Source organism: Stenotrophomonas sp. YJH_SMC_69, from assembly GCF_059370495.1.
Genome location: NZ_JCAFTS010000010.1, coordinates 100,640 through 122,953 on the forward strand (window position 1 = coordinate 100,640; position 22,314 = coordinate 122,953).

The window sequence follows — 22,314 nt, forward strand, 5'->3', positions numbered from 1 at the left end:
CTGAGCCGAGCATGGCTCGGCTCTACAGAGGCATGGCCTACAGCGCGCTCTGCGGGCGCACCTTCAGCACCGCATTCTCGGTGGCGCAGTCGCGGCTGGAGTGCCGACCGGCCTTGCGCGCCGCCTCGATCTCCTTGCGTGCGGCCAGCAGGTCCTTGTTGAAGGCAGCGTTGTCATGCAGGCGGGCCACGGCGGCCGCGCCCATGAAGCGCCCTTCGAGGATGTCGCTCTGCCAGTGCACGTTGCACACCAGGCGGCTCTCGCCGTAGTTGCGGCCGCGGGCCTGGATGGCATCGGCGCGGTCCGGCGCGATCTCCGACAGGATCAGGGCCCAGGCCCAGCCGATCGAGGTGTGGCCGGACGGATAGGAACCGTTCTTGCGCAGGCCGTCCTCGTCCTTCGGCGAGCAGGTCGGCTCACCGTTGACCATGAACGGGCGCGGGCGCTGGTAGTGGTTCTTGGCCGCCTTGGTGGCGGCGCTGGCGTCGATCCGGCTGCGCTCCAGCAGTCGGTACAGCGCCGGGGTCTTCACTGCATCGACGTCGATGTCGGCGGCACAGGAGAAGTGGTTGGCGCCTTCGGGGAAGCCGAGTTCCGCATCGACGCCGGCCTGGGCGAAGCGCGGGCTGCCACGCAGCGCGCGGGCTTCACGGCTGACCTGTTCGTCCAGGGCGAGGGCGGCCGAACCGGCCGCCGGTGGTGCCGGCACCAGGTCCAGGCTGGCCGGAACCGCGCTCGTGTCCAGATAGCCCACCGCCTTGGTGGTGATGTTGGCTTCGACGGCGGTCGGCTTGCTGGCGGTGGCTGCGCAGCCAGCCAGGACCGCGACAACGGTGAGACCGAGCAGTGGGCGGGCGGTGTGGGAAATCAGCGACATGGACGGCTCCAGAGGAAAAACATCGCGTCATGATCGCAGCCCGTATGCGACACCGCAGTGGCCATCGGTCATACGGCCAGACCCGGCATGGTCATCGGGGCAGTATGAAAAACGTCATCGAGTGTCGTCAGTCTCCTGAATCCGGGCGCAGCGCACGGACTTTCACGCGCCTGCGCCGCGAGCATCGACACAACGGGGTCGAGAGGCCGTCCAGTTCCAGCCGGGTCGGGGGGATCCACTGACAGAGGGAGAGAAGCGATGCGCAGCACCGCAACAGGAAGTACCGTCCTGGCCCTGCTCCTCGGGCTGGCAACCGCCCCGGCGCAGGCCGCCGACGTGGTCGGCGTGGCCTTCGTGCATGGCACCGGCGCGCAGACCAATGCCACCCAGGACTACTGGCAGCCGGCGATCATCGACACCGTGCGCCAGGGTCTGCCGAACAGCAGCAACTACGTCGTCATCAACTGTGACTTCACCCAGTACATGTGGAAACCGGAAGCGGCCGGTTGCCTGGCCAACCAGCTGACCGGCTTCATCGACAGCCGTGGCATCACCCAGCTGGTGGTGATCACCCACTCCAACGGCGGCAACGTGATGCGCTGGATCCTGTCCAACCCGACCTACGACAGCCGCTATCCGAAGATCATCCGCACGGTGCGCAAGGTCAATGCGCTGGCTCCGTCCTCGGCCGGTACACCGCTGGCCGATGCAGTGCTCAACGGCAATACCTTCGAAACGTCGCTGGGCTGGCTGCTGGGCTACAAGAACGACGCGGTACGCCAGCAGCAGGTGGCAAGCATGGCCACCTACAACGCGCAGAACCTGTACGGCACGGCCGGTCGCCCGGCGCTGCCCAAACCGTTCCGTGCGGTGGTCGGCAGCGATGTGGAATCGGCGGTGTGGGACAGCAACAGCTACTGCGGTGGCTACGCCGCCAATGTCGGCCTGGAGTTCACCCAGAACTGGCTGTCGTCCTGCTCCGATGGCTTCCTGGAGTGCAGCAGCCAGAAGGCTGCCGGCACCACCTGGTTCACCGACAAGGCACGCACCCAGGGCGCCGAACCACTCAGCCACAACCAGAGCCGGCGCGAGTGCTTCGGCCTCGGCACCCTGCTGCGCAACGACCTGAACCAGTGAGGGAGATGACCATGACGAACCATTCCACCCTGCTGGCCAGTGCTTTGCTGGCCGTGCTGTCCCTTTCCGCAGCGCAGGCCGCGCAGCCGCTGCAGGCCGCCCGCGCGGGCGATCAGGTGCCTGCCGCACTGGTGGCCGCGCCGCTGCCCGCCGATGAAAGCGAGCACGCGCCGCTGTCCTTTGCCTGGGCGCTGGACCCGGCACAACCGCTGCAGGCGGCCACGCCGTATGCCTCGGTCAGCCGCAGCTACTGGCAGCAGGTCGATGGCACGCAGCTGCAACGCGGCCTGGACCTGCCGCTGACGGCGCCCGATGCGGTGATCCAGCTGAGCCCGGCCGCAGGTGCCCGCGCGCTGCCGGCCAACACCCTGCAGGTGCGTGACCCGGCCGGCCGCAGCAGCGTGGCCCGCAGTGTCGATGCGCGCGCGCTGCAGGATGCCGGCATGCCGGTGGGTGATGGCAGCAGCATGCTGCGCACCGGCGCGACCAGTTCGGCCGGTGCGTACACGCTGCAGAGCACGCAGGCGCAGGGCCGCTATGTGGTGCAGGTGCTTGAGCCGAACAGCCCGCTGCGGCTGGAAGTGCAGGCCAACCAGGCGCAGGTGCTGGCTGGTGGCAACGTGCAGCTGCAGGCACGCCTGCTGGAAGACGGCGCCACCACCGCGCAGCTGGCATCGCGCCGTGGCGGCCTGGGCGGTGAAGCCCTGCTGGTCGCACCGGATGGCCGCAGCTGGCCGCAGCGCCTGCTGCGCACCACCGACGGCAGCCTGCGCGCGCAGGTGCGCATCCCCGCCGATCTCGGCAGCGTGCAGGGGCTGTGGGAACTGCAGGTGTTCGCCCAGGCCGATGGCGTGCTGCGCGACGGCAAGGTGGCTTTCGCGGTGGCACGGCCGACCGCGCGCTTCAGTGGCCAGGCGGCACCGGACCCGTCCAGCCGCCAGGTGGCACTGCCGCTGCAGGTGGCCGCCGCTGGCCGCTACGAAGCACGCGGCACGCTGTACGCCACGGCCCGCGATGGCCAGTTGAAGCCGGTCGCGCAGGCACATGCGGCGGCGTGGTTCGATGGCCCCGGTGCAGGCCAGCTGGTGCTGCCGTTCGACCAGGCCGCATTGCCGGCCGGTTTCGGTGCGCCGTACGAACTGCGCGACCTGCAGCTGCAGGACCAGAGCCGGATGGCACCGATCGAGTCGCGCGCGCTGGCGTTGCGGTTCTGAGCACGGCGGTGGCGGGCCGGGATATCCGGCCCGCTGCATTGCATCCTGTAGAGCCGAGCCGATGCCCGGCTGCTGTTTGTCGTGATCAGGAGCAGCCGAGCATCGGCTCGGCTCTACAGTGGCATGTCGATCACCCCGCGTACGCGGTCAGCCGGCCTTCCTGCTCGCATACGGTGATCGCGCCGCCGAACACCGCCGACAGCGGTTCGTTGCGCAGCAGCTCGGCGCGGGTGCCGTCGGCCAGTACGCGACCATCGCGCAGCAGCACCACGCGCTCGATCTCGGGAATGATCTCTTCGATGTGGTGGGTCACCAGCACCAGGGTGATGCCCTGCTGCGCCAGCACCCGCATGGTCGCCACCAGCTGCTCGCGGGCGACCAGGTCCAGCCCGGTGGAGGGTTCGTCCAGCAGCAGTGCCTGCGGTCGATTGACCAGCGCGCGGGCGATCAGCACGCGGCGGGTCTCGCCGGCCGACAGCTCGGCATAGGCGCGCTCGCGCAGCGTCAGGGCGCCGGTCATCGCCAGCGTTTCACCGACGCGTGCACGCATGTCGGCGGTCACCTCGCGGAAGGCCGGCACCACGTAGCTGGCGAAGAAGCCGGACAGCACCGCCTGTTCCACGGTCAGGCCGGGCATGTCGGCCAGGTTGCTGCTGAGGTCGCCGGTGACGATGCCCAGCTGCGAGCGCAGCCGGTCCACCTGCCAGCGGTTCTGGCCCAGCACCTTCACCGCCACCGTGCCGTCGCCCTGCGCCAGTGGATACAGTTCGCGGGTGATCAGCTTGATGAAGGTGGATTTGCCGCAGCCGTTGGGGCCGAGCAGGGCGGTGTGCTGGCCCTGCGCGATGCGCAGGCTGAGCCCGTGCAGCACCTTCACCTGGCCGCGCACCACGGTGGCGCGGTCCAGTTCGATCAAGGGGGGCAGCTCCGCGACGGGCGGGGCGGCGGTCATGGCGCTGGCGCGTGGATCAAGGCTCGACAACTCAGGTCCCCAACTGTGAACGGTGCCACGGATGGCGATGCGATACATCGCCGCAGGGATGCAGTTTGCAACGCAAGCGGCCATCATGTCTGCCATCCCCGCGTCGATCCGGAGAGCCGTCATGCCTGATGCCCTGATGTCCCTGTTGACCGGTGGTGTGCTCGGCCTGGGGTGGTGGGCCATGCTGGCAGTGCTCCTGGTCTTCACCCAGATCACCATCTTCTCGGTGACCCTGTACCTGCACCGCAGCCAGGCCCATCGCGGGGTCGATTTCCACCCGGCGCTGGCCCACGTGTTCCGTTTCTGGCTGTGGCTGACCACCTCGATGATCACCCGCGAGTGGGTGGCCATCCATCGCAAGCACCACGCCAAGGTGGAGACCGAGGACGACCCGCACAGCCCGGTCACCCGCGGCATCGGCAGGGTGTTCTGGCACGGCGTGGAGCTGTACCGGGAGGCACGCGGCATGCGCGCGGACATCGAACAGTACGGGCGCGGTACCCCGGACGATGCGATCGAGCGCCACCTGTATACCCCGCACGCCACGCTGGGCCCGGTGCTGCTGCTGGTGATCAACAGCGTGCTGTTCGGCCTGCCCGGCGTGGCCCTGTGGGCGATCCAGATGGCATGGATCCCGTTCTGGGCGGCCGGCGTGGTCAACGGCCTGGGCCACTGGTGGGGCTACCGCAACTACGAGTCTGCCGATACCTCCACCAATCTCACGCCGTGGGGGTTCTGGATCGGTGGCGAGGAGCTGCACAACAACCACCATGCCTTCCCCAGCTCGGCGCGCTTCGCGATGCGGCGCTGGGAATTCGACATCGGCTGGAGTGCGATCCGCCTGCTGCAGGCGCTGCGCCTGGCCAAGGTGCTGCGGGTGGCACCGGCCATGGACGTGCGTCCGAACATCGCCGTGCCCGATGCCGAGACCCTTAAGGCGCTGCTGTCGCATCGCTTCCAGGCGATGACCGACTACCAGCGCAATGTGTTCATGCCGGCCCTGCGCGAGGAAGCCGCCCAGGCCGGAGCCAAGCTGCGCCGCCTGCTGCCGCGCCGGCTGCGCCGTGGACTGGTCAACGATGGTCGCTGGCTGAAGCCGGACAGCCGTGCCCAGCTCAGCGCATGGGTGGCACAGCGCCCGCGCATCCGCACCCTTGTCGAGTACCGCGCGCGGCTGGCGGCGTTGCTGGAAGCCCGAGGCCACGACGCCGCCGAGCGCCTGCACCAGTTGCAGGCGTGGTGCCGCGAGGCCGAGGAAAGCGGTATCGCGGCGTTGCAGGCCTACGCCGCACGCTTGAAGGGCTACAGCCTGGTGGGCGCGTGAGGGCAGGGTACGGGCTTCTGCTGGCGGCACTGCTGCCGGGCGCGGCGCTGGCCCAGGTCACCGACACCGCCAGCTATCTGCAGCGGATGGACAGCGATGGCGACGGCAGGGTCAGCGAGGCCGAGTACGTGCAGTGGATGCTGTATGCCTTCGACCGCATGGACCGCAACGGTGATGGTGTGCTGACGGCCGAGGAGCTGCCCGGTGGCAAGGGCAGGGCGATCAGCCGCGAGCAGCAGCGGCAGGTGATCGTGCAGCGCTTCCACAAGCAGGATGCCAACGGTGATGGTTTCCTGGATGCGCGCGAACTGGCGGCGCCTCCGCGCTAAAGATTCCCGGCGTGCTGCCGATGGTGGGTTCGACGCGATCCCGGGTACGGGTCGATCCGCACGGGTAAGGCGATCTGGCATGTCGACCGCGATGGATCGCGGTAGGGGGAAGGACATGGAAGGGAGTGCGGTGCCATTGCGATGATCGATGCCGAACGGAATCGCCTGCACTGGCCCGACACGACCCAAGGATCCCCCATGAAATCGAACCCACCGCTGCTGGCGGCCGCGCTGCTCGGCAGCCTCGTCATCGCCTCGCCTGTGCTGGCCCATGAGCCACCCCCGACCGCCCCGTCCGACACGGCGACGGCTGCAGACGTTCCCGCCGCTGATGCCGGCGTTGTCGCCGCCGTGGCGGAGCTGCCTGCCTGGGAAAGCCGGGTGCCGGTGAGCGTAAAGCTGCAGATGGGCGCGGATGGCCAGCCAGTCGGCGACAAGACGCTGCGCCTGGTGCAGCGTTCCACCACCGGCAAGCTGGTGGCCGCGCAGGTTGCCGTGTCATTGTTTTCCGGCACGCTCGGCGGCAGCTCGTTCAAGAAGGACCAGCTGAAGGGAACCCGGGTGGAGACCGTTCCGAACCCGGCCTTCGGTTACCTGCAGGACCAGGTGCGCATGCGCCTGGCCGAGTACTTCACCGCGCATCCGGGCGCTGTGCCGGCAGAGGTACGGCCGGTGCAGATCACCGCCGATGGCTTCACCCTGATCTACAAGGAACTGGGCGATGCCGATACCCAGTACGAGCTGCGCCAGACCCAGCACGTCGGCTTCCCGTATACCCGCAAGCTGTTGCGCCTGGTCGGTGGCGAAGGCGTGCAGTGCCAGGTCGACGCACCGGTGGCCGCACCCCTGGAAGCCTGGCAGGCCGACGACTATGCGTTGGTCAAGCAGACGGCCGAGCGCTACAGCGACCAGTGCCTGGCCCGGTTCGTGGAAACGCTGCCGTCGCTGTTCCCGGACCGCTCCGCCGCTGCGGCACCGGTTCCGGCGGAGCCTGTGCGCGCCGGCCAGGGCGCCTGACACCGGTCGATGCCGGGGATCATTCCCCGGCATCGACGGCCAGGTGCCGGCCGCAGAGCGGGGATAGAATCCCTGCATGCCTGAACTGCCCGAAGTCGAAACCACCCGCCGCGGCCTGGCGCCGCACCTGCAGGGCCGCCGCGTGCATGGCGTGATCCTGCGCCGCGCCGACCTGCGCTGGCCGATTCCACCGGAAGTGGCCGAGCTGCTGCCGGGGCAGCGCATCGAGGACATCCGCCGGCGCGCCAAGTACCTGCTGCTGGATACCGCCATCGGCAGCGCGGTGCTGCACCTGGGCATGTCCGGCAGCCTGCGCGTGCTGCCCGGTGACACACCGCTGCGCGCCCACGACCATGTGGATATCAGTCTGGACAACGGCCGCCTGCTGCGCTTCAACGACCCGCGCCGATTCGGCAGCCTGCTCTGGCAGCCCGCCGGTGAGATCCACCCGCTGCTGCAGGGGCTGGGCCCGGAGCCACTGGACGAGGGATTCGACGGCGACTACCTGTTTGCGCGCAGCCGTGGCCGCAGTGCGCCGGTGAAGACCTTCCTGATGGACCAGGCGGTGGTGGTGGGCGTGGGCAACATCTACGCCGCCGAGAGCCTGTTCAAGGCCGGCATCAGTCCGCTGCGCGAGGCTGGGAAGATCTCGCGCGAACGCTACCAGCGGCTGGCCGACGCGGTGAAGGAGATCCTGGGCTATGCCATCACCCGTGGCGGCACCACCCTGCGCGATTTCATCAGCCCCGATGGCGCGCCGGGCTACTTCGAACAGGAACTGCTGGTGTACGGCCGTGACGGGCTGCCCTGCCCGAACTGTGGCCGCGCGCTGAAGCACGCCACCATCGGCCAGCGCGCCAGCGTCTGGTGCAGCCACTGCCAGCGCTGAGCCGGCAGCCAGCGGCAGCTGAACGGGCAGGGCGCGTCTCCGCTGCCCGTTAACGTTTGTCTGCCTATGATGGCCGACCTTCCTCCCTGTGCCTGACGCGCCTGCATGCAACGACGCGACTTCATCCGCAATGCCTCCCTCGCCCTGGCTGCATTCGGCCTGCCGTCCCTGCCCGCGTGCGCGGCCAGCAGGAGCGGCCAGATGGGCCTGCGCCGCCTCGGCCAGCCGCAACCGTTCGACTTCGCCACCCTGAAGGGCCAGGCGCGCGCGCTGGCGCAGGCGCCCTACAAGAGCCACAAGCGGGTGCTGCCGGGCCGTCTGGAAGGACTGGACTGGGACCAGTACCAGTCGATCGGCTACCGCCAGGACCATGCGCTGTGGGCCGACCAGCCCGGCAAGTTCCAGGCCAAGTTCTTCCACCTGGGCCTGTACTTCCATTCGCCGGTGCGCATGTTCGACGTGGTCGACGGCAAGGCGCAGGAGCTGGCCTATGACGGCGCGGCGTTCAACTACGGCAAGAGCGGCATCAAGGATGGCGAGCTGCCGGCCGACCTCGGCTTCGCCGGCTTCCGCCTGAACACCCGCAAGGACACTGACCGCGACTTCGCCGCCTTCCTCGGCGCCAGCTACTTCCGCGCGGTCGGCAAGGAAGGCCAGTACGGCCAGTCCGCGCGCGGCCTGGCGATCGACACCGGGATGGGCAAGCCGGAGGAATTCCCGGATTTCATCGCCTACTACCTGGAACAGCCATCGGCTGATTCGGACACGATCGTGGTCTACGGCCTGCTGGATTCACCCAGCGTGGCTGGCGCCTATCGCTTCGCGATCACCAATGGCGACGTGCTGCTGATGGACATCGACAGCGCGCTGTACCCGCGCAAGCCGATCGAGCGGCTCGGCATCGCACCGTGCACCAGCATGTACCAGGTGGGCGAGAACGACCGCCGCATGGCATGGGACTGGCGCCCGGAGATCCACGATACCGATGGCCTGTCGCTGTGGACCGGCGCTGGCGAATGGATCTGGCGGCCGCTGCTGAACCCGCGCAACCTGCGCTTCAACATGTTCGTGGACCGCAACCCGCGCGGCTTCGGCCTGCTGCAGCGCGACCGCAATTTCGACCATTACCAGGACGACGGCGTGTTCTACGAGAAGCGCCCGTGCCTGTGGGTGGAGCCGAAGGGCGAATGGGGCGAGGGCTCGGTGCAGCTGGTGGAGATTCCCACCGTGGACGAGACGTTCGACAACATCGTGGCGTTCTGGAACCCGAAGGAAAAGCCGCAGCCGGGCCAGGAGCTGCTGGTCGGCTACCGCCTGTACTGGGGCGCCGAACCGCCGGCGCGCCCGCCGCTGGCGCACTGCGTGGCCAGCCGCACCGGCCTGGGCGGTGTGGTCGGCAAGAAGCGCGAGTACTTCAGCTGGCGCTTCGCGGTGGACTTCGAAGGGGGCGAGCTGGCCAGCCTGATCGACAAGGGTGAGGTCGAGGCGGTGGTGGAAGCCAGCCGTGGCCGGGTCGAGATCGTGTCGGCGCGCCCGCTGCGCGAGATCAACGGCTATCGCGCGATGTTCGACCTGGTGCCGCCGGAAGGCAGTACCGAGCAGATCGACATCCGCCTGTTCCTGCGCAGTGGCGGCAAGACGCTTACGGAAACCTGGCTGTACCAGTACACCCCGCCGCCGGCGGGTGCGCCGGAGCGCACGCTGTACTAAGAGGGGGTTGGGTTTGCAGGGCTTGCAGCCCTGCACCTGCAGACATCAACGTCAACGTCAAAAGCGGGCATTCCGTGGGACGGCGGGGTGGGTCCGGCGGCGGGAGACGCCGTAAACCCTTCCCTGGGGGCTTGGTCGCGGCATCCATGCCGCGAACACTCCCGCCACCGGACCCACCCCGCCTTCGACAGATCGCCGCGATCTGTCGGAATTGCTCATGGGGTCAGATCCGTTTTACGAAGGAAAACGGATCTGACCCCGGAATCTCACTCGATATCTGACAGATGTGTCGACCAAGGTCGACACCTACCAACAGCCGCGGCCAACTGTCAGAGGTGGGGCGGTGTCGGAGTGCGGGGTGTCAGCCGCATGGATGCAGCTGCCAAGCTTACAGGGACGTACTTGCAGCGTCCCCGCACTCCGACACCGCCCCGCCATCCCACGGAATGCCCGCTGTTGCCGTTGCTGTTGCTGTTGTCTCTGCAGGTGCAGGACTGCAAGCCCTGCAAAAGAACACCCCTTACAGCGGCAGGGGTGCCTGCGCCGGATCGATCCGTCCTTCGCCGCGGGTGATCTTCTTGAACTCCGCACGGCTGACCGACACGTAGCGGTCGTTGCCACCGATCTCCACCTGCGGGCCATCCTGCACGGCGTGGCCATGCTCGTCCACGCGCACGGTCATGGTCGCCTTCTTGCCGCTGTGGCAGATGGTCTTGATCTCCTGCATCTCGTCGGCCCAGGCCAGCAGGTACTGGCTGCCCTCGAACAGCTCGCCGCGGAAGTCGGTACGCAGGCCGTAGCACAGCACCGGAATTCGCAGCTGGTCGACTACCTCGCTGAGCTGCCAGACCTGGGCCCGGGTCAGGAACTGCGCCTCGTCCACCAGCACGCAGCCCATCGGGCCGTTGGCCGCCAGATCCTGCTCCACCCAGCGCTGCAGGTCGGTATCGCGGTCGAAGGCCATGCCATCGGCGCGCAGGCCGATCCGCGAGGCGACCACGCCGGCGCCGGCACGGTCGTCCAGGCGTGGGGTCAGGATTGCCACCCGCATGCCGCGCTCGCGGTAGTTGTGTGCGCTCTGCAGCAGGGTAGTGGTCTTGCCGGCGTTCATCGCCGAGTAGTAGAAGTAGAGCTTGGCCATCGGCCAATTCTAGTCGCCCCCCGGCCCGCCGTCGCGGATCTGCTGCGGTGCACCGATCTCGATGCTGGGCGCAAGCGCTGGCCGCCAGTAGTTGTCCTGCAGGCACCAGTAGTCGGCGGCCTTCCAGTAGTCGTTGTCGTAGACGATGTTGCCTGGCGTTGCGATGCCCTGCTCGTCGCCGCGGCGCTGCACGACGACCAGGGCCGAGCTCACGTAGCCGACGCGGCTGCCGGTGATCTGCCGGCGCCCGTCGCTAAGCGCCCGTTCCATGCGGGGCTTGGCTACGCGGTCGCCATAGTCGGCGTATACCTGTTGGCCGCGCTCGATCGCCTGTGCCTGCTGCAGCGGATCAAGGCGTGCCCAGTAGTGTTCCCGCAGGACCAGGAAGTCGTGGTACATACGCTCGGCGGCCAGGTCCATCCAGATGTAGGCCATCACCGGGTCCGGCGCAGTGCCGATACCCTCCTGGTACAGCCTTGCCACCATTGCCTGGGAGAACTTGTCGGCGTAGCGTGCCGAGCGTTTGTAGTAGACCAGGGCCCTGGCGGGCTGTTTATCCTGTTCGGCCCGTTGGGCCATGCTTCGCCAGAAGAGGTCCGGGTGCGAATCGAAAAACCCTCCGGTCAGGACGGTGGGCGGAATCCGTCGCGGGGCCTCAACCGGACATTCCTTTGCGGCGACGGCAGCGGCCGTCGACAGAAGCAGCAACAGGCAAAGTGGAGCGTGTTTCGCCTTCATGATCGCCCTCCTGGCCATGGCCATAAAAAAAAGCCAACGTCATCGCCCCGACTTCGCCAACGCCTCGTCCTGCCATTGCCGGTAGGCCACCGGATCCCAGTAACGAGCCAGTTGGTGCTTCTCCGGTTGCAGCACGCGCGGCCCGGCATCGCCGCGGCCCTGGCTGCGCATGGCGCCGCTCCAGCCGGCGCGGCTGCCAGTCTGCTGCATGCTGCCGGCGCGCAGTTCGCGTTCCAGCCGCGGTGTGGCGGCGGGGTCACCGAACTCGGCGTACAGCGCGCGGCCCTCGCGCACCGCACGCTCGCGTTCGTCGGCGGACAGCGCCTCCCAGAAGCGTTCACGCTGCACCACCAGCCACTCGGTGCCGCGCTCGGCCGCCAGGTCCATCCACGCGTAGCCCAGGGCGCGGTCAGCCGGGCCGCCTTGCCCGTTCCAGAGCATGTCGGCCAGCGCTGCCTGTGACAGCTTGTCGCCGTAGCGCGCGGCATTGCGGAAGTCGATGCGGGCTTCTTCGTGGCGGCCCCGTTCGCGGGCCTGCATGCCGAGCCCACGGAAGCGCAGGTCCGGATGGTAGATGAGGAACTCGTGCGACTGCAGCACGATCGCTTCATAGGCATCCGTGCGCGGCGGCGGGCCGGACCCGGCCGCAGGCAGGGCCAGCAGGCCGAGCAGGGCGGCCGCAAGCGGACGGGCGATGACAGTCGGGGACATGGACCACGCTCCTGTGTTCCGGTGCCGATTCAATACCTTACGGGCGGGCGCCATGCAAGTCAGGTGGGCCTGCCGGCACCCCGCTACAATCCTGTCCCCATGCACGGTCTGAATCCTCCCCAAGCTGCCGCGGTCCTGCACGTCGAAGGCCCGTTGCTGGTGCTCGCCGGCGCCGGCAGCGGCAAGACGCGCGTGATCGTGGAGAAGATTGCCCACCTGATCGGCTGTGGCCGCTACCCGGCCCGCCGCATCGCTGCGATCACCTTCACCAACAAGTCGGCCAAGGAAATGCGCGAGCGCGTGGCCAAGCGCCTGCGCGAGCAGGACGCCGACGAGGTGACCATCTGTACCTTCCATGCGCTGGGCCTGAAGTTCCTGCAGATCGAACATGCCGCCGTGGGCCTGAAGCGCGGTTTCTCGATCTTCGATGCCGATGATGCCGCCGCGCAGATCAAGGACCTGATGTACGGCGCCAAGCCCGATGACATCGAGGACATGAAGAACCTGGTGTCGCGCGCGAAGAACGCTGGCCTGTCGCCCGAACAGGCGATGGCCGCCGCGCGCAGCAACCGCGAGAAGGAAGCGGCCAGCGTCTACGAGCGCTACCAGCTGCGGCTGACCGCGTTCAATGCGGTCGACTTCGACGACCTGATCCGCCTGCCGGTGCAGATCCTGGAAGAGAACCCGGAGATCGCGCTGGCCTGGCGCGAGCGCATCGGCTACCTGCTGGTGGACGAATGCCAGGACACCAACGACGCGCAGTACCGCCTGCTCAAGCAGCTGGCCGGTGAGAAGGGCAACTTCACCTGCGTCGGCGACGATGACCAGTCGATCTACGCCTGGCGCGGCGCCAACCCGGAAAACCTGCAGCAGATGGGGCGCGATTACCCCACGCTGGAAATCATCAAGCTGGAGCAGAACTACCGCTGCTCCAACCGCGTGCTGCGTGCGGCCAATGCGCTGATCGCCAACAATCCGCATGAGCACCTGAAGAAGCTGTGGAGCGACCAGGCCGACGGCGAACGCATCCGTGTTTGGGAATGCCGCAACAGCGAACATGAAGCGGAGAAGGTCGCCGCCGAGATCGCCTTCGTGGCGCAATCGCGCAACGTGCCGTGGAGTGACTTCTGCATCCTGTTCCGCGGCAACTTCCAGTCGCGCCCGCTGGAAAAGGCGATGCAGCTGCTGCGCATCCCCTACCACCTGACCGGCGGCACCATGTTCCTGGAGCGCCAGGAAGTGAAGGACACGCTGGCCTGGCTGCGCCTGCTGGTGAACCCGGATGACGACACCGCGTTCATGCGTGCGGTGCAGTCACCCAAGCGCGATGTCGGTGCCGGCACGCTGGCCAGGCTGGCCGAACTGGCGCAGGAGAAAGACATGCCGATGGCGCAGGCCGCCGAGGCGATCGGCGCCCTGCAGCAGTTGCCGCCGCGTGCGGCCAACAGCCTGGCGCGTTTCACCGACATCCTGCGCGACCTGCGTGCGCAGATGCGCCAGGTCAGTTCCGGCGACATGATCCGCAAGGTGGCCAAGGAGTCCGGCCTGCTCAGCGAACTTCGCCAGCAGGCCAAGGAAGAAGCCAGTTACCAGCGCCGTGCCAACAACATCGAGGAACTGGCGCAGTGGTTCGAGGGCGGCCCGCGCGGTGCAACCGCGGCCGACCTGGCCGGACAGCTGGCGCTGCTGTCGCGCAGCGACAAGGACGAGGGCGGCAACCAGGTGCGCATGATGACCATGCATGCCTCCAAGGGCCTGGAGTTCCCGTACGTGTTCATCGTCGGCTGCGAGGACGGCGTGCTGCCGCACCAGGTCAGCCTGGACGAGGGCAACCTGCAGGAAGAACGTCGCCTGCTGTACGTGGGCATCACCCGCGCCAAGATCCAGCTGTGGATGAGTTACAGCAAGCTCACGCGCAAGTTTGGCGAGCACGTGCGGCTGAAGCCGAGCCGGTTCTTCGATGAGATCCCGGCCGAGGAGATCCAGCGCGACGGTGCCGACCCGGTGGCCGATGCGGCGCGGAAGAAGGAGCGGGCGAGTGCCGGGTTGGCGGCGATCGAGGCGTTGTTCGATTGACCGGGGCCGGACCCCTTCCCGATGGGAAGGGATCCGATCCCAGCTCACGGCTCTACAATCGGTTTTCCATTGGAGGTCTGCGCGTGCATCCGATTGAAAGTGAACGCCTGCGCCTGCGTGCGATCGAACCTGATCGCGATGCGGTGCCGATGCTGGCGCTGTTGAACGATCCGGGTTTCCTGCGCTTCATCGGCGACCGTGATGTGCGCAGTGAGGCGCAGGCGCGGGAGTACATCGCGCTGCGGGTACTGCACAGCTATGCGTTGAACGGGTTCGGCATGTATGCCATCGAGCGCTTGTCCGATGGTGCCTGGCTGGGCAACGCCGGGCTGGTGCGGCGTGATGGCCTGCCGGGGCCGGATATCGGCTATGCGGTGCTTTCGGAATTTGCCGGGCAGGGCTATGCCGGCGAGGCGGCGCGGGCAGTGTTCGCGCATGCACGCGGAGCGCTGGGCCTGCACGATCTGTATGGCATCACCGACCTGGACAATGTGGTGTCCGGAAAGATCCTGCTGGGCCTGGGCATGCAGGAACGCGGGGTGATCCAGCTGCCGGGCGTGGACAGCCCGAGCCGGCTGTATGCCACGCCGGGCGCGGCCGAGGTTTGATCATGGTGGGTGCCGACAGTTGGTCTGCACTGCATCGGCAGGACATCCGGTAGTGCCGGCCGCTGGCCGGCAACCCGGGATAGCACTGGGGTCAGAGCCCGCCTTGCGGGATCCGACCCCAGTAGATTGCCTCAACCGCGCAGTTCGGCCAGCTGTGCCTGCAGCTCGGCCACGGCCGCTTCCAGCTGGGCCACGCGCTCGGCCAGGCCCGGGTCGGCCGCATCGCTGCTGCCGCTGCTGCTGGCGTACTTCGCCGCCAGCGCCGCGCCATCCACCTCGCCGCACAGCAGGTGCATGTAGCGGTCTTCGCGCTGGCCACTGGCACGCGGCAGCACCACCAGCAGGGCACGCTGCTGCAGGCGCTCGATGGCATGGCGGGCTTCGTCGGTGTCGGCGAAGCGGTGCAGGCGCTCGCTGCGCGTGACCAGCTCGCCCAGCGTCTGTGGACCGCGCAGCAGCAGCAGCGCCAGCAGCACGGTCTGCTGCCGGGTCAGGTCCAGCGCGGCCTGCAGGCGGTGTTCGTAGCGATCGGCGCGCGAGGAGAAGTGCTGGCGGGCCAGGCCCAACGCCTCCAGCTGGCGCAGCGCGTGCTGCACGCTGCCAGCGTCCACGTTCATCACCGGCTCGCGCGCGGTCTTCTGGTTGGCCGCCGATTGGGCCGCGTTGACCGTCAGCGGGTAGGTGTCCGGGGTGGTCGCCTCCTTCTCCACCAGGCAGCCCAGCAGGCGGGCCTGCACGGCGTCGAGCAGGGGGACGTCAGGGGTCTGGGCGGAATCGGTCATGGCGGCCTCCGGAAGGGCAACGGGTCAACCGCCAAGCATAGCCGTCCCGGGGCCGGCTTTGCCGGTAAAATGCGCCGGTATATCTGATTGCCGGTGAATCCATGCGTCGTCCCGTTTCCCTGTCCCTGACCCTGCTCGCCACTGCGGCGCTGGGCCTGTCCGCCTGCAAGCGCGTGGAGGCGCCCGCCGCCGAAGCCGCGGCCCCGCAGGCGCCCGCTGCCGCCGCCAAGGCCGACGGCGCGCTCGATGCCACCGCCAACGACAACCTCAACGCAGTGCTGTGGATGCAGCGCGCGCAGGAGTACAGGGCGATCACCGAGCAGACCTACCGTGCCGCCGCCGACCACCTGGATGCGGCGTTGAAGGAAGCCCACTGGGATGCGCTGGTGCCGGAAGAGCGCGGCAACGACGCCAAGGGCCTGAAGCCGGCCGTGGTGCTGGACGTGGACGAGACCGTGCTGGACAACTCGCCCTACCAGGCGCGCCTGGTGCGCGATGGCAAGGAATACGACGAACTGACCTGGGACCAGTGGGTAGCCGAAAAGAAGGCCAAGGCGATCCCGGGCGTGGTCGACTTCGCCAAGGCCGCCAATGCCAAGGGCGTGACCCTGCTCTACATCTCCAACCGCGCCGTGCACCTGAAGGACGCGACCCTGGCCAACCTGCGCGAGCAGGGCCTGCCGGTGGCCGACGACAGCGTGTTCCTTGGCCTGGGCACGGTGGTGCCGGGCTGCGAGCAGGCCGGCAGCGAGAAGAACTGCCGCCGCCGCCTGGCAGGGCAGAAGTACCGCGTGCTGATGCAGTTCGGCGACCAGCTGGGTGACTTCGTCGAAGTGACCGCCAACACCAACGACGGCCGTGACGCGCTGCTGCAGCAGTACCACGACTGGTTCGGCGAGCGCTGGTGGATGCTGCCGAACCCGACCTACGGCGGCTTCGAGCCGGCGCAGTTCAACAACGACTACAGCCAGTCGCGCCAGGCCCGCCACGACGCCAAGCGCGCCGCCCTGGACTACGCCCCGTGAGCCGCGCACCGCTGCCGTTGCGCGCCGATGAGCGCCTGATCTTCGCGCTGGACGTGCCTGATCGCGTGCAGGCACTGGACTGGGTCGATCGCCTTGGTGACAGCGTGGCGTTCTACAAGATCGGCATGGAACTGCTGGCCTCCGGCGAGTACTTCCAGGTGCTGGATGAGCTGGCCCGCCGCGACAAGCGCGTGTTCGTCGACCTGAAGTTCTTCGACATCCCGGCGACCGCTGCAGCGGTGATCAAGCGCCTGTCGCAGTGGCCGGTCAGCTACGCCACCATCCATGGCTGGCACCCGGCGATGATGGAGGCCTGCGCGGCCGCCAACAGCAGCGACATGCGGCTGCTGGCGGTGACCGTGCTGACCTCGATGGGGCGCGCCGATCTGGCGCAGATGGGCGTCGACCGCGAGCCGGTGGACGTGGTGGTCGAACGCGCGTTGGCCGCCCAGGCAGCGGGCGTCGATGGCGTGATCGCCTCGGGCCAGGAGGCTGCACCGATCCGTGCCGCGACCGGTAGCGGGTTCTCGATCGTCTGTCCGGGCATCCGTCCCGGTGGTCCGGTCGGCGATGACCAGAAGCGCACCGTTGGCGTGGCCCAGGCCTTCGCCGATGGCGCCGACGCCATCGTGGTCGGACGCCCGATCCGCCTGGCGGCTGATCCGCAGGCCGCTGCGCAGGCAATCCAGCAGGAAATCGCGTCGGCTCTGGCTGCACGCTGAGCCCACCGCTGACGCCGGTCACGCCGGCACCACGAACGCCATTCCGATCCATGCGGGATGGCGTTCGCAATTGTTGGCCTGCGACTGTCGCAGGCAGCGCATTGCACCGAAACTGTGCGCGCGTTCGCGCTGCAGGCTTCATCCCTGCTTCCCAATCGATGCACCGGCACGGACCGCGGCCGCGCCGGTTCCAACCATTGATAGAGGAGTACAGGGATATGTATCGCAGCACCTCTTTGTTCATCGGCCTGTTGTTGGCCGCGTCCGCCGTACCCGCCTTCGCTGCGCCACAGGTGCGCGAAGCACCGCGCATCATCGGCGGTGAAGCAGCGCCGGCTGGCGAGTACCCGTTCATGGTCAGCATCCAGGGCATCTTCGACGGCGATTCGGATCATGACCGCCACTTCTGCGGGGGCACCCTCATCTCGCCTTCGTGGGTGCTGACCGCCGCGCACTGCATGCAGGGGGAAGCGCCGGGCGGCATCGCCGTCGTCGGCAACGCCGCGGCCCTGTCCACCGAAGCCTCGCCCCGCGCCTCCAACGTCAAGGCGATCCACGTCCATCCGGCATTCAACAGCGGCAACTCGTTGGAGCACGACGTGGCCCTGATCCAGCTCAACGCCCCCCTGGACGGTGCACAGCCGGTGGCGCTGCGGCTGCGGCCCGACGCCAGTTATCTCAAGCCGGGCCGCGAATTCACCGTGATCGGCTGGGGCGACACCGACATCGGCGATGGCCGGGTCTACCCGACCCAGCTGCAGACCGTGCAGGTGCCGTTCGTGGCATTCGATGAATGCCAGCAGGCCTACGGCGGGGAACTGTCGCGCGGCAAGGTGATCTGCGCCGGCCGCGAGGGCATCGACAGCTGCCAGGGGGACTCCGGCGGGCCGCTGCTGCTGCGCCTGCGTGAGGGCTGGACCCAGTTCGGCATCGTCAGCTGGGGCGAGGGCTGCGCGCTGGCCGGCTATCCGGGGATTTATGCCCGAATCGCCGAAAAACACGCCGTAGATTTCATTGAATCCGTCTGGCAGCACGATTGATTCAATAAAATCAAATACATACATGGTATTACGTGAAGTGTTGCCTTAACTTGAAGGGCAGCGTAGGATCGCCGCCATCCGGTCCTCGGACCGGACATGTGCCACAACACTGTCCTCCGGCCCCGTGCCGGTTTGAAGAGCCTGTGATCCCCGTGATCCGGGCTCTTTTTTTATCCCGCTGGTGGTTCTGGGGTCAGATCCCTTCTGCCTGCCGGCAGAAGGGATCTGACCCCCTTGGTTGGAAACGTGACCGCACGGCTTGCCGCTGTCACGTCGCAGGCCGCAAGATGCGGGCCGGTCCGGGGAGTCCGAGTGCATGAGCGTGGCGGTGCGAGGAAGGTCTGCGCGTGGATGGGGGCTGGCGGCGATGCTGCTGCTGGCCGTTGCGGCATGCCGCGAGTCTGTGAACGATCCGGCCAGGCCGGCGGCCGAGCCGGTGGCTGCGGTGCAGGCGATGGCGTTGCGCCTGGCCGAAGATGATCTGGTCGGCTACGCAAAGCTGTCGGTACCGCCAGGCCAGTATCAGCGGCTGCAGCAGGCCTGGGCGGAGGGACACAGCCAGTGGCCGCTGACCGAGCTGCCGCTGGGGGACCAGCTGCTGCCGATGCTGGCCGCGCTGCGCAAGCCCGATGCCAGCACCGAACTGCAGCGCAGCTTCGACCGCCAGCTGGCCGGCCAGGCCAGCGCCGTGCGCCAGGCCGCGCAGTCGATGGGCAATTTCGGGGTGCAGTACCTGCGCCATCAGAAGGGCTACACGCCCGGCCAGCAGGCCCATTACATCGCCCTGGTCGAAACCCTTGCTGTCTGGGCGCAGGGCGCGCCGATCAGTGACCGCGCCCGTGCACGCAGCACCATCGCCGCGCTGGTCGGCGCGGCCGGCAAGGTCGGCTTCGATGACGAGGCTGGCCTGCAGGCGGCTGGCATGGAGGGCAGCCTGCAGCAGCTGGCGCCGTTCATCCACACCCTCAAGGCGGTGCTTGGCAGCTACGGGCTGGGCGTGGATGACGCGCTTCGCAGCGTACGGGGCGAGCTGCTCTCGGTGGAAGGCGACAATGCGCTGGTACGCCTGCACTACGACCTGGCCGGCCGCGAGATGAGCCTGCAGCTGCCACTGAGCCGGCGCGAGGGCCACTGGTACCTGACCCGTACCCTGGCCGACACCGACGCGCTGCTGCGCAAGGCCGACGCGGCCCGCGCGGCTGCGTCGCCGGCAGCCGCTGAAGCCCCCGCCGAAGGTGGGGAAGCGGCAACGCCGCCGCCTAAGCCATAATGGCGCCGATGTCGAAACAGAACCCGCTGCCGTTCCCCGGCGAAGAATCCCAGTCGACGCCCGCCGATACGGTGCCGGCGTCCCCCTCGACCGGTACCGGCCCGAACCCGGTACCGCCGCCCGCGCACGCGCGTCCGGCCGGCCGCCGCCCGCTGTGGGCTCGCCTGCTCGGCCGCCTGGTCGAGCCGTGGCTGTCGCTGAAGATCGAACCGGAAGACCCGGGCCAGTACAACGATGGCCGCCCGGTCATGTACGTGCTGGAAGACTACGGCCTGTCCAACGCGCTGATCCTGGACAAGGCCTGCCGCCAGGCCGGCCTGCCGTCGCCGCTGGTGCCGCTGGCCGGTGACCCGACCGGCCGCAAGCGCGCCTACCTGGCGCTGTCGCGGCGCAGCTCCAGCAACTCGCTGATTCCCGAGCAGCGCGGCGCCAAGACCCACTCCGACTCGCTGGCCAAGGTCCTGCAGGCGCACCGCGTGCGCGATGACCTGGACGTGCACCTGGTGCCGGTGTCGATCTTCGTCGGCCGCGCCCCGGACAAGCAGAGCGGTTGGTTCGCGGTGCTGTTCTCGGAAAACTGGGCACTGGTCGGCCGCTTCCGTCGCCTGCTGGCGGTGCTGCTCAACGGCCGCAGCACCATCGTCCGCTTCGCCCCGCCGATCTCCCTGCGCAACACCGTGGATGAAGGCCTGGAGCCGGAGCGCACGGTGCGCAAGCTGCAGCGCGTGCTGCGTACGCACTTCCGACGCATCCGTGAATCGGTGATCGGCCCCGACCTGTCGACCCGGCGCCTGCTGGTGGACCAGGTGCTGGCCGCCGAGCCGGTACGCGAAGCGATCGCCGCACAGGCCAAGCGCGACAACTCAAAGCCGGCCGATGCCTGGAAGAAGGCACACGCCTACGCCTGGGAAATCGCTGCGGACTATTCCAGCCCGGTAGTGCGCTCGGCCAGCTTCATGCTCAGCCACGTGTGGAACCGCATCTATGCGGGCGTGCTGGTGCACCACCTGGACAAGTTCAAGGCCGCCGCGCCGGGGCACGAAGTGGTCTACGTGCCCAGCCACCGCAGCCACATGGACTACCTGCTGCTGTCCTACCTGCTGTACGACCGTGGCATCGTGCCGCCGCACATCGTGGCCGGCATCAACCTGAACCTGCCGGTGGTCGGCACCCTGCTGCGCAAGGGCGGTGCATTCTTCATCCGCCGCTCGATCCGTGGCAACGCGCTGTACTCGGCGGTGCTCAGCGAATACGTCGCGCAGCTGGTGGCCGGCGGCTACTCGCTGGAGTACTTCGTCGAAGGCGGCCGCTCGCGTACCGGCCGGCTGCTGCAGCCCAAGGGCGGCATGATCTCGATGACGCTGCGCGCGTTCCTGCGCCAGCCGCGCAAGCCGGTGCTGTTCCAGCCCATCTACATCGGCTACGAGAAGCTGATGGAAGGCGGCAGCTACCTGGACGAACTGTCCGGCCGGCCGAAGGAGAAGGAATCGATCTGGTCGCTGCTGTGGGGCATCCCCAAGGTGCTCAAGCAGAACTACGGCCAGGTGGTGGTGAACTTCGGCGAGCCGATCGCGCTGAACGACGTGCTGGCCGAGAAGGCGCCGGAGTGGAAGGGCGAGGCGGTGTCCGAGGACGAAAAGCCGGCCTGGCTGTCGACCACGGTGGACACGCTGGCCGAACGCATCCAGGTGCGCATCAATGGCGCCGCCGACGTCAACCCGATCAACCTGCTGGCGCTGGCCCTGCTGTCCACGCCGAAGCACGCGATGGGCGAGGCCGACCTGATCGCGCAGATCGAACTGTGCAAGACCCTGCTGGTCGAGATGCCGTACTCGGACCGGGTGACGGTGACGCCGCACTCGCCGGAGCGGATCATCGCCCACGCCGAGGAAATCAACGTCCTCACCCGCATCAAGCACCCGCTGGGCGATGTGCTCAGCGTCAGTGGCGACACCGCAGTGCTGCTGAGCTACTTCCGCAACAACGTGGTGCACCTGTTCACCGCCTCGTCGTGGGTGGCCTGCTGCTTCCAGAACAACCGCCGCATGAGCCGCACCGGCCTGGTCCAGCTGGGCCGTACGGTGTACCCGTTCCTCCAGGCCGAGCTGTTCCTGCCGTGGAGCGAGGACGAGTTCGCCCAGCGCATCGACCGGACCATCGATGTGTTCGTGCGCGAGGGCCTGCTGCAGAACGTCAACGATGACGACGGCGGCATCCTGGCGCGCAACACCGGGCAGACCGACGAGGTGTTCCGCCTGCGCGCGATCGGCCATTCGCTGCAGCAGGCGTTCGAGCGCTATTACATTGCCATCTCGGTGCTGGTGAAGAACGGCCCCGGCGTGCTCGGCGCTGCCGAGCTGGAAAGCCTGTGCCAGCAGGCCGCGCAGCGGCTGAGCCTGCTCTATGCGCCGGCCGCGCCGGAGTTCTTCGACAAGTCCCTGTTCCGTGGCTTCATCCAGAAGCTGCGCGAACTGCGCCTGGTGTGGCCGGACGAGAACAGCAAGCTGCTGTTCGACGAGCGCCTGGATGCCTGGGCCAAGGATGCCAAGTTCATCCTGGGCCGTGAGCTGCGCCACACCATCGAACGGGTCAGCCCGGAAGCGGCCCGCCCGGACGAGCCTGCGCCGCAGGATTGAAGGCAGCGCCGGGTCCTGCCCGGCGAACGACATGCCAACCAAGGTTGGCATCTACCGGGGCGAAGCAGTAGGTCCACGCCATGCGT

General features: G+C 68.0%; 20 protein-coding genes. 14 read left to right on the plus strand and 6 right to left on the minus strand.

Features of this window, described 5'->3' with window-relative positions; translation table 11 throughout:
- Window positions 1-37: 37 nt before the first annotated feature.
- Window positions 38-877 carry an acid phosphatase gene (locus tag AC5P8F_RS16695; RefSeq protein WP_049408886.1) on the minus strand — a complete coding sequence of 280 codons (840 nt, stop codon included), beginning with the start codon at window positions 875-877 and terminating at the stop codon, window positions 38-40.
- Window positions 878-1,135: 258 nt separating this feature from the next.
- Here AC5P8F_RS16695 and AC5P8F_RS16700 point away from each other — a divergent pair, with 258 nt between their 5' ends.
- Window positions 1,136-2,014 (plus strand): hypothetical protein, encoded by an 879-nt coding sequence (locus AC5P8F_RS16700; RefSeq protein ID WP_032962353.1) that lies wholly within the window; start codon window positions 1,136-1,138, stop codon window positions 2,012-2,014.
- A gap of 11 nt (window positions 2,015-2,025) precedes the next feature.
- Entirely contained in the window at window positions 2,026-3,228 is a 1,203-nt protein-coding gene (locus AC5P8F_RS16705; RefSeq protein WP_049442567.1) for a DUF4785 domain-containing protein, read from the plus strand.
- 130 nt (window positions 3,229-3,358) lie between these two features.
- Here AC5P8F_RS16705 and AC5P8F_RS16710 read toward each other — a convergent pair whose 3' ends face one another.
- Complete coding sequence (locus tag AC5P8F_RS16710) at window positions 3,359-4,180, minus strand: ABC transporter ATP-binding protein (protein WP_032962356.1); 822 nt, start codon at window positions 4,178-4,180, stop codon at window positions 3,359-3,361.
- A 151-nt stretch (window positions 4,181-4,331) separates the two neighbouring features.
- Between AC5P8F_RS16710 and AC5P8F_RS16715 the strand changes: the two genes are divergently transcribed.
- The 5 genes from AC5P8F_RS16715 to AC5P8F_RS16735 all read left to right on the plus strand — a co-directional run bounded on the left by AC5P8F_RS16715 (window position 4,332) and on the right by AC5P8F_RS16735 (window position 9,479).
- On the plus strand, window positions 4,332-5,534 hold the full coding sequence (locus tag AC5P8F_RS16715; protein ID WP_014645436.1) for a DesA family fatty acid desaturase: 1,203 nt from the start codon (window positions 4,332-4,334) through the stop codon (window positions 5,532-5,534).
- Window positions 5,531-5,863 carry an EF-hand domain-containing protein gene (locus tag AC5P8F_RS16720; protein ID WP_014645437.1) on the plus strand — a complete coding sequence of 111 codons (333 nt, stop codon included), beginning with the start codon at window positions 5,531-5,533 and terminating at the stop codon, window positions 5,861-5,863. The genes AC5P8F_RS16715 and AC5P8F_RS16720 overlap by 4 nt, the downstream gene beginning before the upstream one ends.
- A 198-nt stretch (window positions 5,864-6,061) precedes the next feature.
- On the plus strand, window positions 6,062-6,880 hold the full coding sequence (locus tag AC5P8F_RS16725) for a hypothetical protein (RefSeq protein ID WP_197605488.1): 819 nt from the start codon (window positions 6,062-6,064) through the stop codon (window positions 6,878-6,880).
- A gap of 76 nt (window positions 6,881-6,956) precedes the next feature.
- Entirely contained in the window at window positions 6,957-7,769 is an 813-nt protein-coding gene (gene mutM, locus AC5P8F_RS16730) for a bifunctional DNA-formamidopyrimidine glycosylase/DNA-(apurinic or apyrimidinic site) lyase (RefSeq protein WP_014645439.1), read from the plus strand.
- A 105-nt stretch (window positions 7,770-7,874) separates the two neighbouring features.
- Window positions 7,875-9,479, plus strand: a complete 1,605-nt coding sequence (locus AC5P8F_RS16735; protein ID WP_014645440.1) for an OpgD/OpgG family glucan biosynthesis protein — start codon at window positions 7,875-7,877, stop codon at window positions 9,477-9,479.
- Between the two features lie 520 nt (window positions 9,480-9,999).
- Here AC5P8F_RS16735 and AC5P8F_RS16740 read toward each other — a convergent pair.
- Genes AC5P8F_RS16740 through AC5P8F_RS16750 form a run of 3 tightly spaced genes read right to left on the minus strand, consistent with a single transcriptional unit; the run spans window position 10,000 to window position 12,069 of the window.
- Window positions 10,000-10,620, minus strand: coding sequence for a thymidine kinase (locus AC5P8F_RS16740; RefSeq protein WP_008264720.1), 621 nt, complete (start codon window positions 10,618-10,620; stop codon window positions 10,000-10,002).
- 9 nt (window positions 10,621-10,629) lie between these two features.
- Complete coding sequence (locus AC5P8F_RS16745; protein WP_032962363.1) at window positions 10,630-11,358, minus strand: SEL1-like repeat protein; 729 nt, start codon at window positions 11,356-11,358, stop codon at window positions 10,630-10,632.
- Window positions 11,359-11,397: 39 nt separating this feature from the next.
- Window positions 11,398-12,069: an SEL1-like repeat protein gene (locus AC5P8F_RS16750; protein WP_049404934.1), complete on the minus strand. Its 672-nt coding sequence runs from the start codon at window positions 12,067-12,069 to the stop codon at window positions 11,398-11,400.
- Window positions 12,070-12,168: 99 nt separating this feature from the next.
- Between AC5P8F_RS16750 and AC5P8F_RS16755 the strand changes: the two genes are divergently transcribed.
- Together AC5P8F_RS16755 and AC5P8F_RS16760 are read left to right on the plus strand one after the other, a co-directional pair.
- A complete protein-coding gene (locus tag AC5P8F_RS16755) occupies window positions 12,169-14,145 on the plus strand; it encodes a UvrD-helicase domain-containing protein (RefSeq protein WP_197574340.1) in 1,977 nt (658 codons plus the stop codon).
- An 83-nt stretch (window positions 14,146-14,228) separates the two neighbouring features.
- Window positions 14,229-14,753, plus strand: coding sequence for a GNAT family N-acetyltransferase (locus tag AC5P8F_RS16760; RefSeq protein ID WP_032962369.1), 525 nt, complete (start codon window positions 14,229-14,231; stop codon window positions 14,751-14,753).
- A 131-nt stretch (window positions 14,754-14,884) separates the two neighbouring features.
- On the opposite strand, the gene AC5P8F_RS16765 is transcribed toward AC5P8F_RS16760, so the two are convergent.
- The gene (locus AC5P8F_RS16765) at window positions 14,885-15,535 is read right to left on the minus strand and encodes a YceH family protein (RefSeq protein ID WP_014645449.1); all 651 of its coding nucleotides are present in this window, start codon (window positions 15,533-15,535) and stop codon (window positions 14,885-14,887) included.
- Between the two features lie 101 nt (window positions 15,536-15,636).
- Between AC5P8F_RS16765 and AC5P8F_RS16770 the strand changes: the two genes are divergently transcribed.
- The 5 genes from AC5P8F_RS16770 (at window position 15,637) to plsB (ending at window position 22,228) form a co-directional block, all read left to right on the plus strand.
- Window positions 15,637-16,560, plus strand: coding sequence for a 5'-nucleotidase, lipoprotein e(P4) family (locus AC5P8F_RS16770; protein ID WP_032962372.1), 924 nt, complete (start codon window positions 15,637-15,639; stop codon window positions 16,558-16,560).
- Entirely contained in the window at window positions 16,557-17,282 is a 726-nt protein-coding gene (pyrF, locus tag AC5P8F_RS16775) for an orotidine-5'-phosphate decarboxylase (RefSeq protein ID WP_014645451.1), read from the plus strand. The genes AC5P8F_RS16770 and pyrF overlap by 4 nt, the downstream gene beginning before the upstream one ends.
- Before the next feature lie 218 nt (window positions 17,283-17,500).
- The gene (locus AC5P8F_RS16780; RefSeq protein ID WP_032962376.1) at window positions 17,501-18,322 is read left to right on the plus strand and encodes a S1 family peptidase; all 822 of its coding nucleotides are present in this window, start codon (window positions 17,501-17,503) and stop codon (window positions 18,320-18,322) included.
- Between the two features lie 316 nt (window positions 18,323-18,638).
- The gene (locus AC5P8F_RS16785; protein ID WP_014645453.1) at window positions 18,639-19,592 is read left to right on the plus strand and encodes a hypothetical protein; all 954 of its coding nucleotides are present in this window, start codon (window positions 18,639-18,641) and stop codon (window positions 19,590-19,592) included.
- Window positions 19,592-22,228: a glycerol-3-phosphate 1-O-acyltransferase PlsB gene (gene plsB / locus AC5P8F_RS16790; protein WP_032962379.1), complete on the plus strand. Its 2,637-nt coding sequence runs from the start codon at window positions 19,592-19,594 to the stop codon at window positions 22,226-22,228. Before AC5P8F_RS16785 ends, plsB begins: the two co-directional genes overlap by 1 nt.
- The last annotated feature ends 86 nt before the right edge of the window (window positions 22,229-22,314 follow it).

Coding starts and splice junctions, on each gene's coding strand:
- AC5P8F_RS16715 (WP_014645436.1), top strand. CDS start 4,332: ATGCCTGATGCCCTGATGTCCCTGTTGACCGGTGGTGTGCTCGGCCTG.
- AC5P8F_RS16750 (WP_049404934.1), bottom strand. CDS start 12,069: ATGTCCCCGACTGTCATCGCCCGTCCGCTTGCGGCCGCCCTGCTCGGC.
- AC5P8F_RS16725 (WP_197605488.1), top strand. CDS start 6,062: ATGAAATCGAACCCACCGCTGCTGGCGGCCGCGCTGCTCGGCAGCCTC.
- AC5P8F_RS16745 (WP_032962363.1), bottom strand. CDS start 11,358: ATGAAGGCGAAACACGCTCCACTTTGCCTGTTGCTGCTTCTGTCGACG.
- AC5P8F_RS16755 (WP_197574340.1), top strand. CDS start 12,169: ATGCACGGTCTGAATCCTCCCCAAGCTGCCGCGGTCCTGCACGTCGAA.
- AC5P8F_RS16695 (WP_049408886.1), bottom strand. CDS start 877: ATGTCGCTGATTTCCCACACCGCCCGCCCACTGCTCGGTCTCACCGTT.
- AC5P8F_RS16740 (WP_008264720.1), bottom strand. CDS start 10,620: ATGGCCAAGCTCTACTTCTACTACTCGGCGATGAACGCCGGCAAGACC.
- AC5P8F_RS16765 (WP_014645449.1), bottom strand. CDS start 15,535: ATGACCGATTCCGCCCAGACCCCTGACGTCCCCCTGCTCGACGCCGTG.
- AC5P8F_RS16710 (WP_032962356.1), bottom strand. CDS start 4,180: ATGACCGCCGCCCCGCCCGTCGCGGAGCTGCCCCCCTTGATCGAACTG.
- AC5P8F_RS16770 (WP_032962372.1), top strand. CDS start 15,637: ATGCGTCGTCCCGTTTCCCTGTCCCTGACCCTGCTCGCCACTGCGGCG.
- mutM (WP_014645439.1), top strand. CDS start 6,957: ATGCCTGAACTGCCCGAAGTCGAAACCACCCGCCGCGGCCTGGCGCCG.
- plsB (WP_032962379.1), top strand. CDS start 19,592: ATGGCGCCGATGTCGAAACAGAACCCGCTGCCGTTCCCCGGCGAAGAA.
- AC5P8F_RS16735 (WP_014645440.1), top strand. CDS start 7,875: ATGCAACGACGCGACTTCATCCGCAATGCCTCCCTCGCCCTGGCTGCA.
- AC5P8F_RS16780 (WP_032962376.1), top strand. CDS start 17,501: ATGTATCGCAGCACCTCTTTGTTCATCGGCCTGTTGTTGGCCGCGTCC.
- AC5P8F_RS16785 (WP_014645453.1), top strand. CDS start 18,639: ATGAGCGTGGCGGTGCGAGGAAGGTCTGCGCGTGGATGGGGGCTGGCG.
- AC5P8F_RS16705 (WP_049442567.1), top strand. CDS start 2,026: ATGACGAACCATTCCACCCTGCTGGCCAGTGCTTTGCTGGCCGTGCTG.
- AC5P8F_RS16700 (WP_032962353.1), top strand. CDS start 1,136: ATGCGCAGCACCGCAACAGGAAGTACCGTCCTGGCCCTGCTCCTCGGG.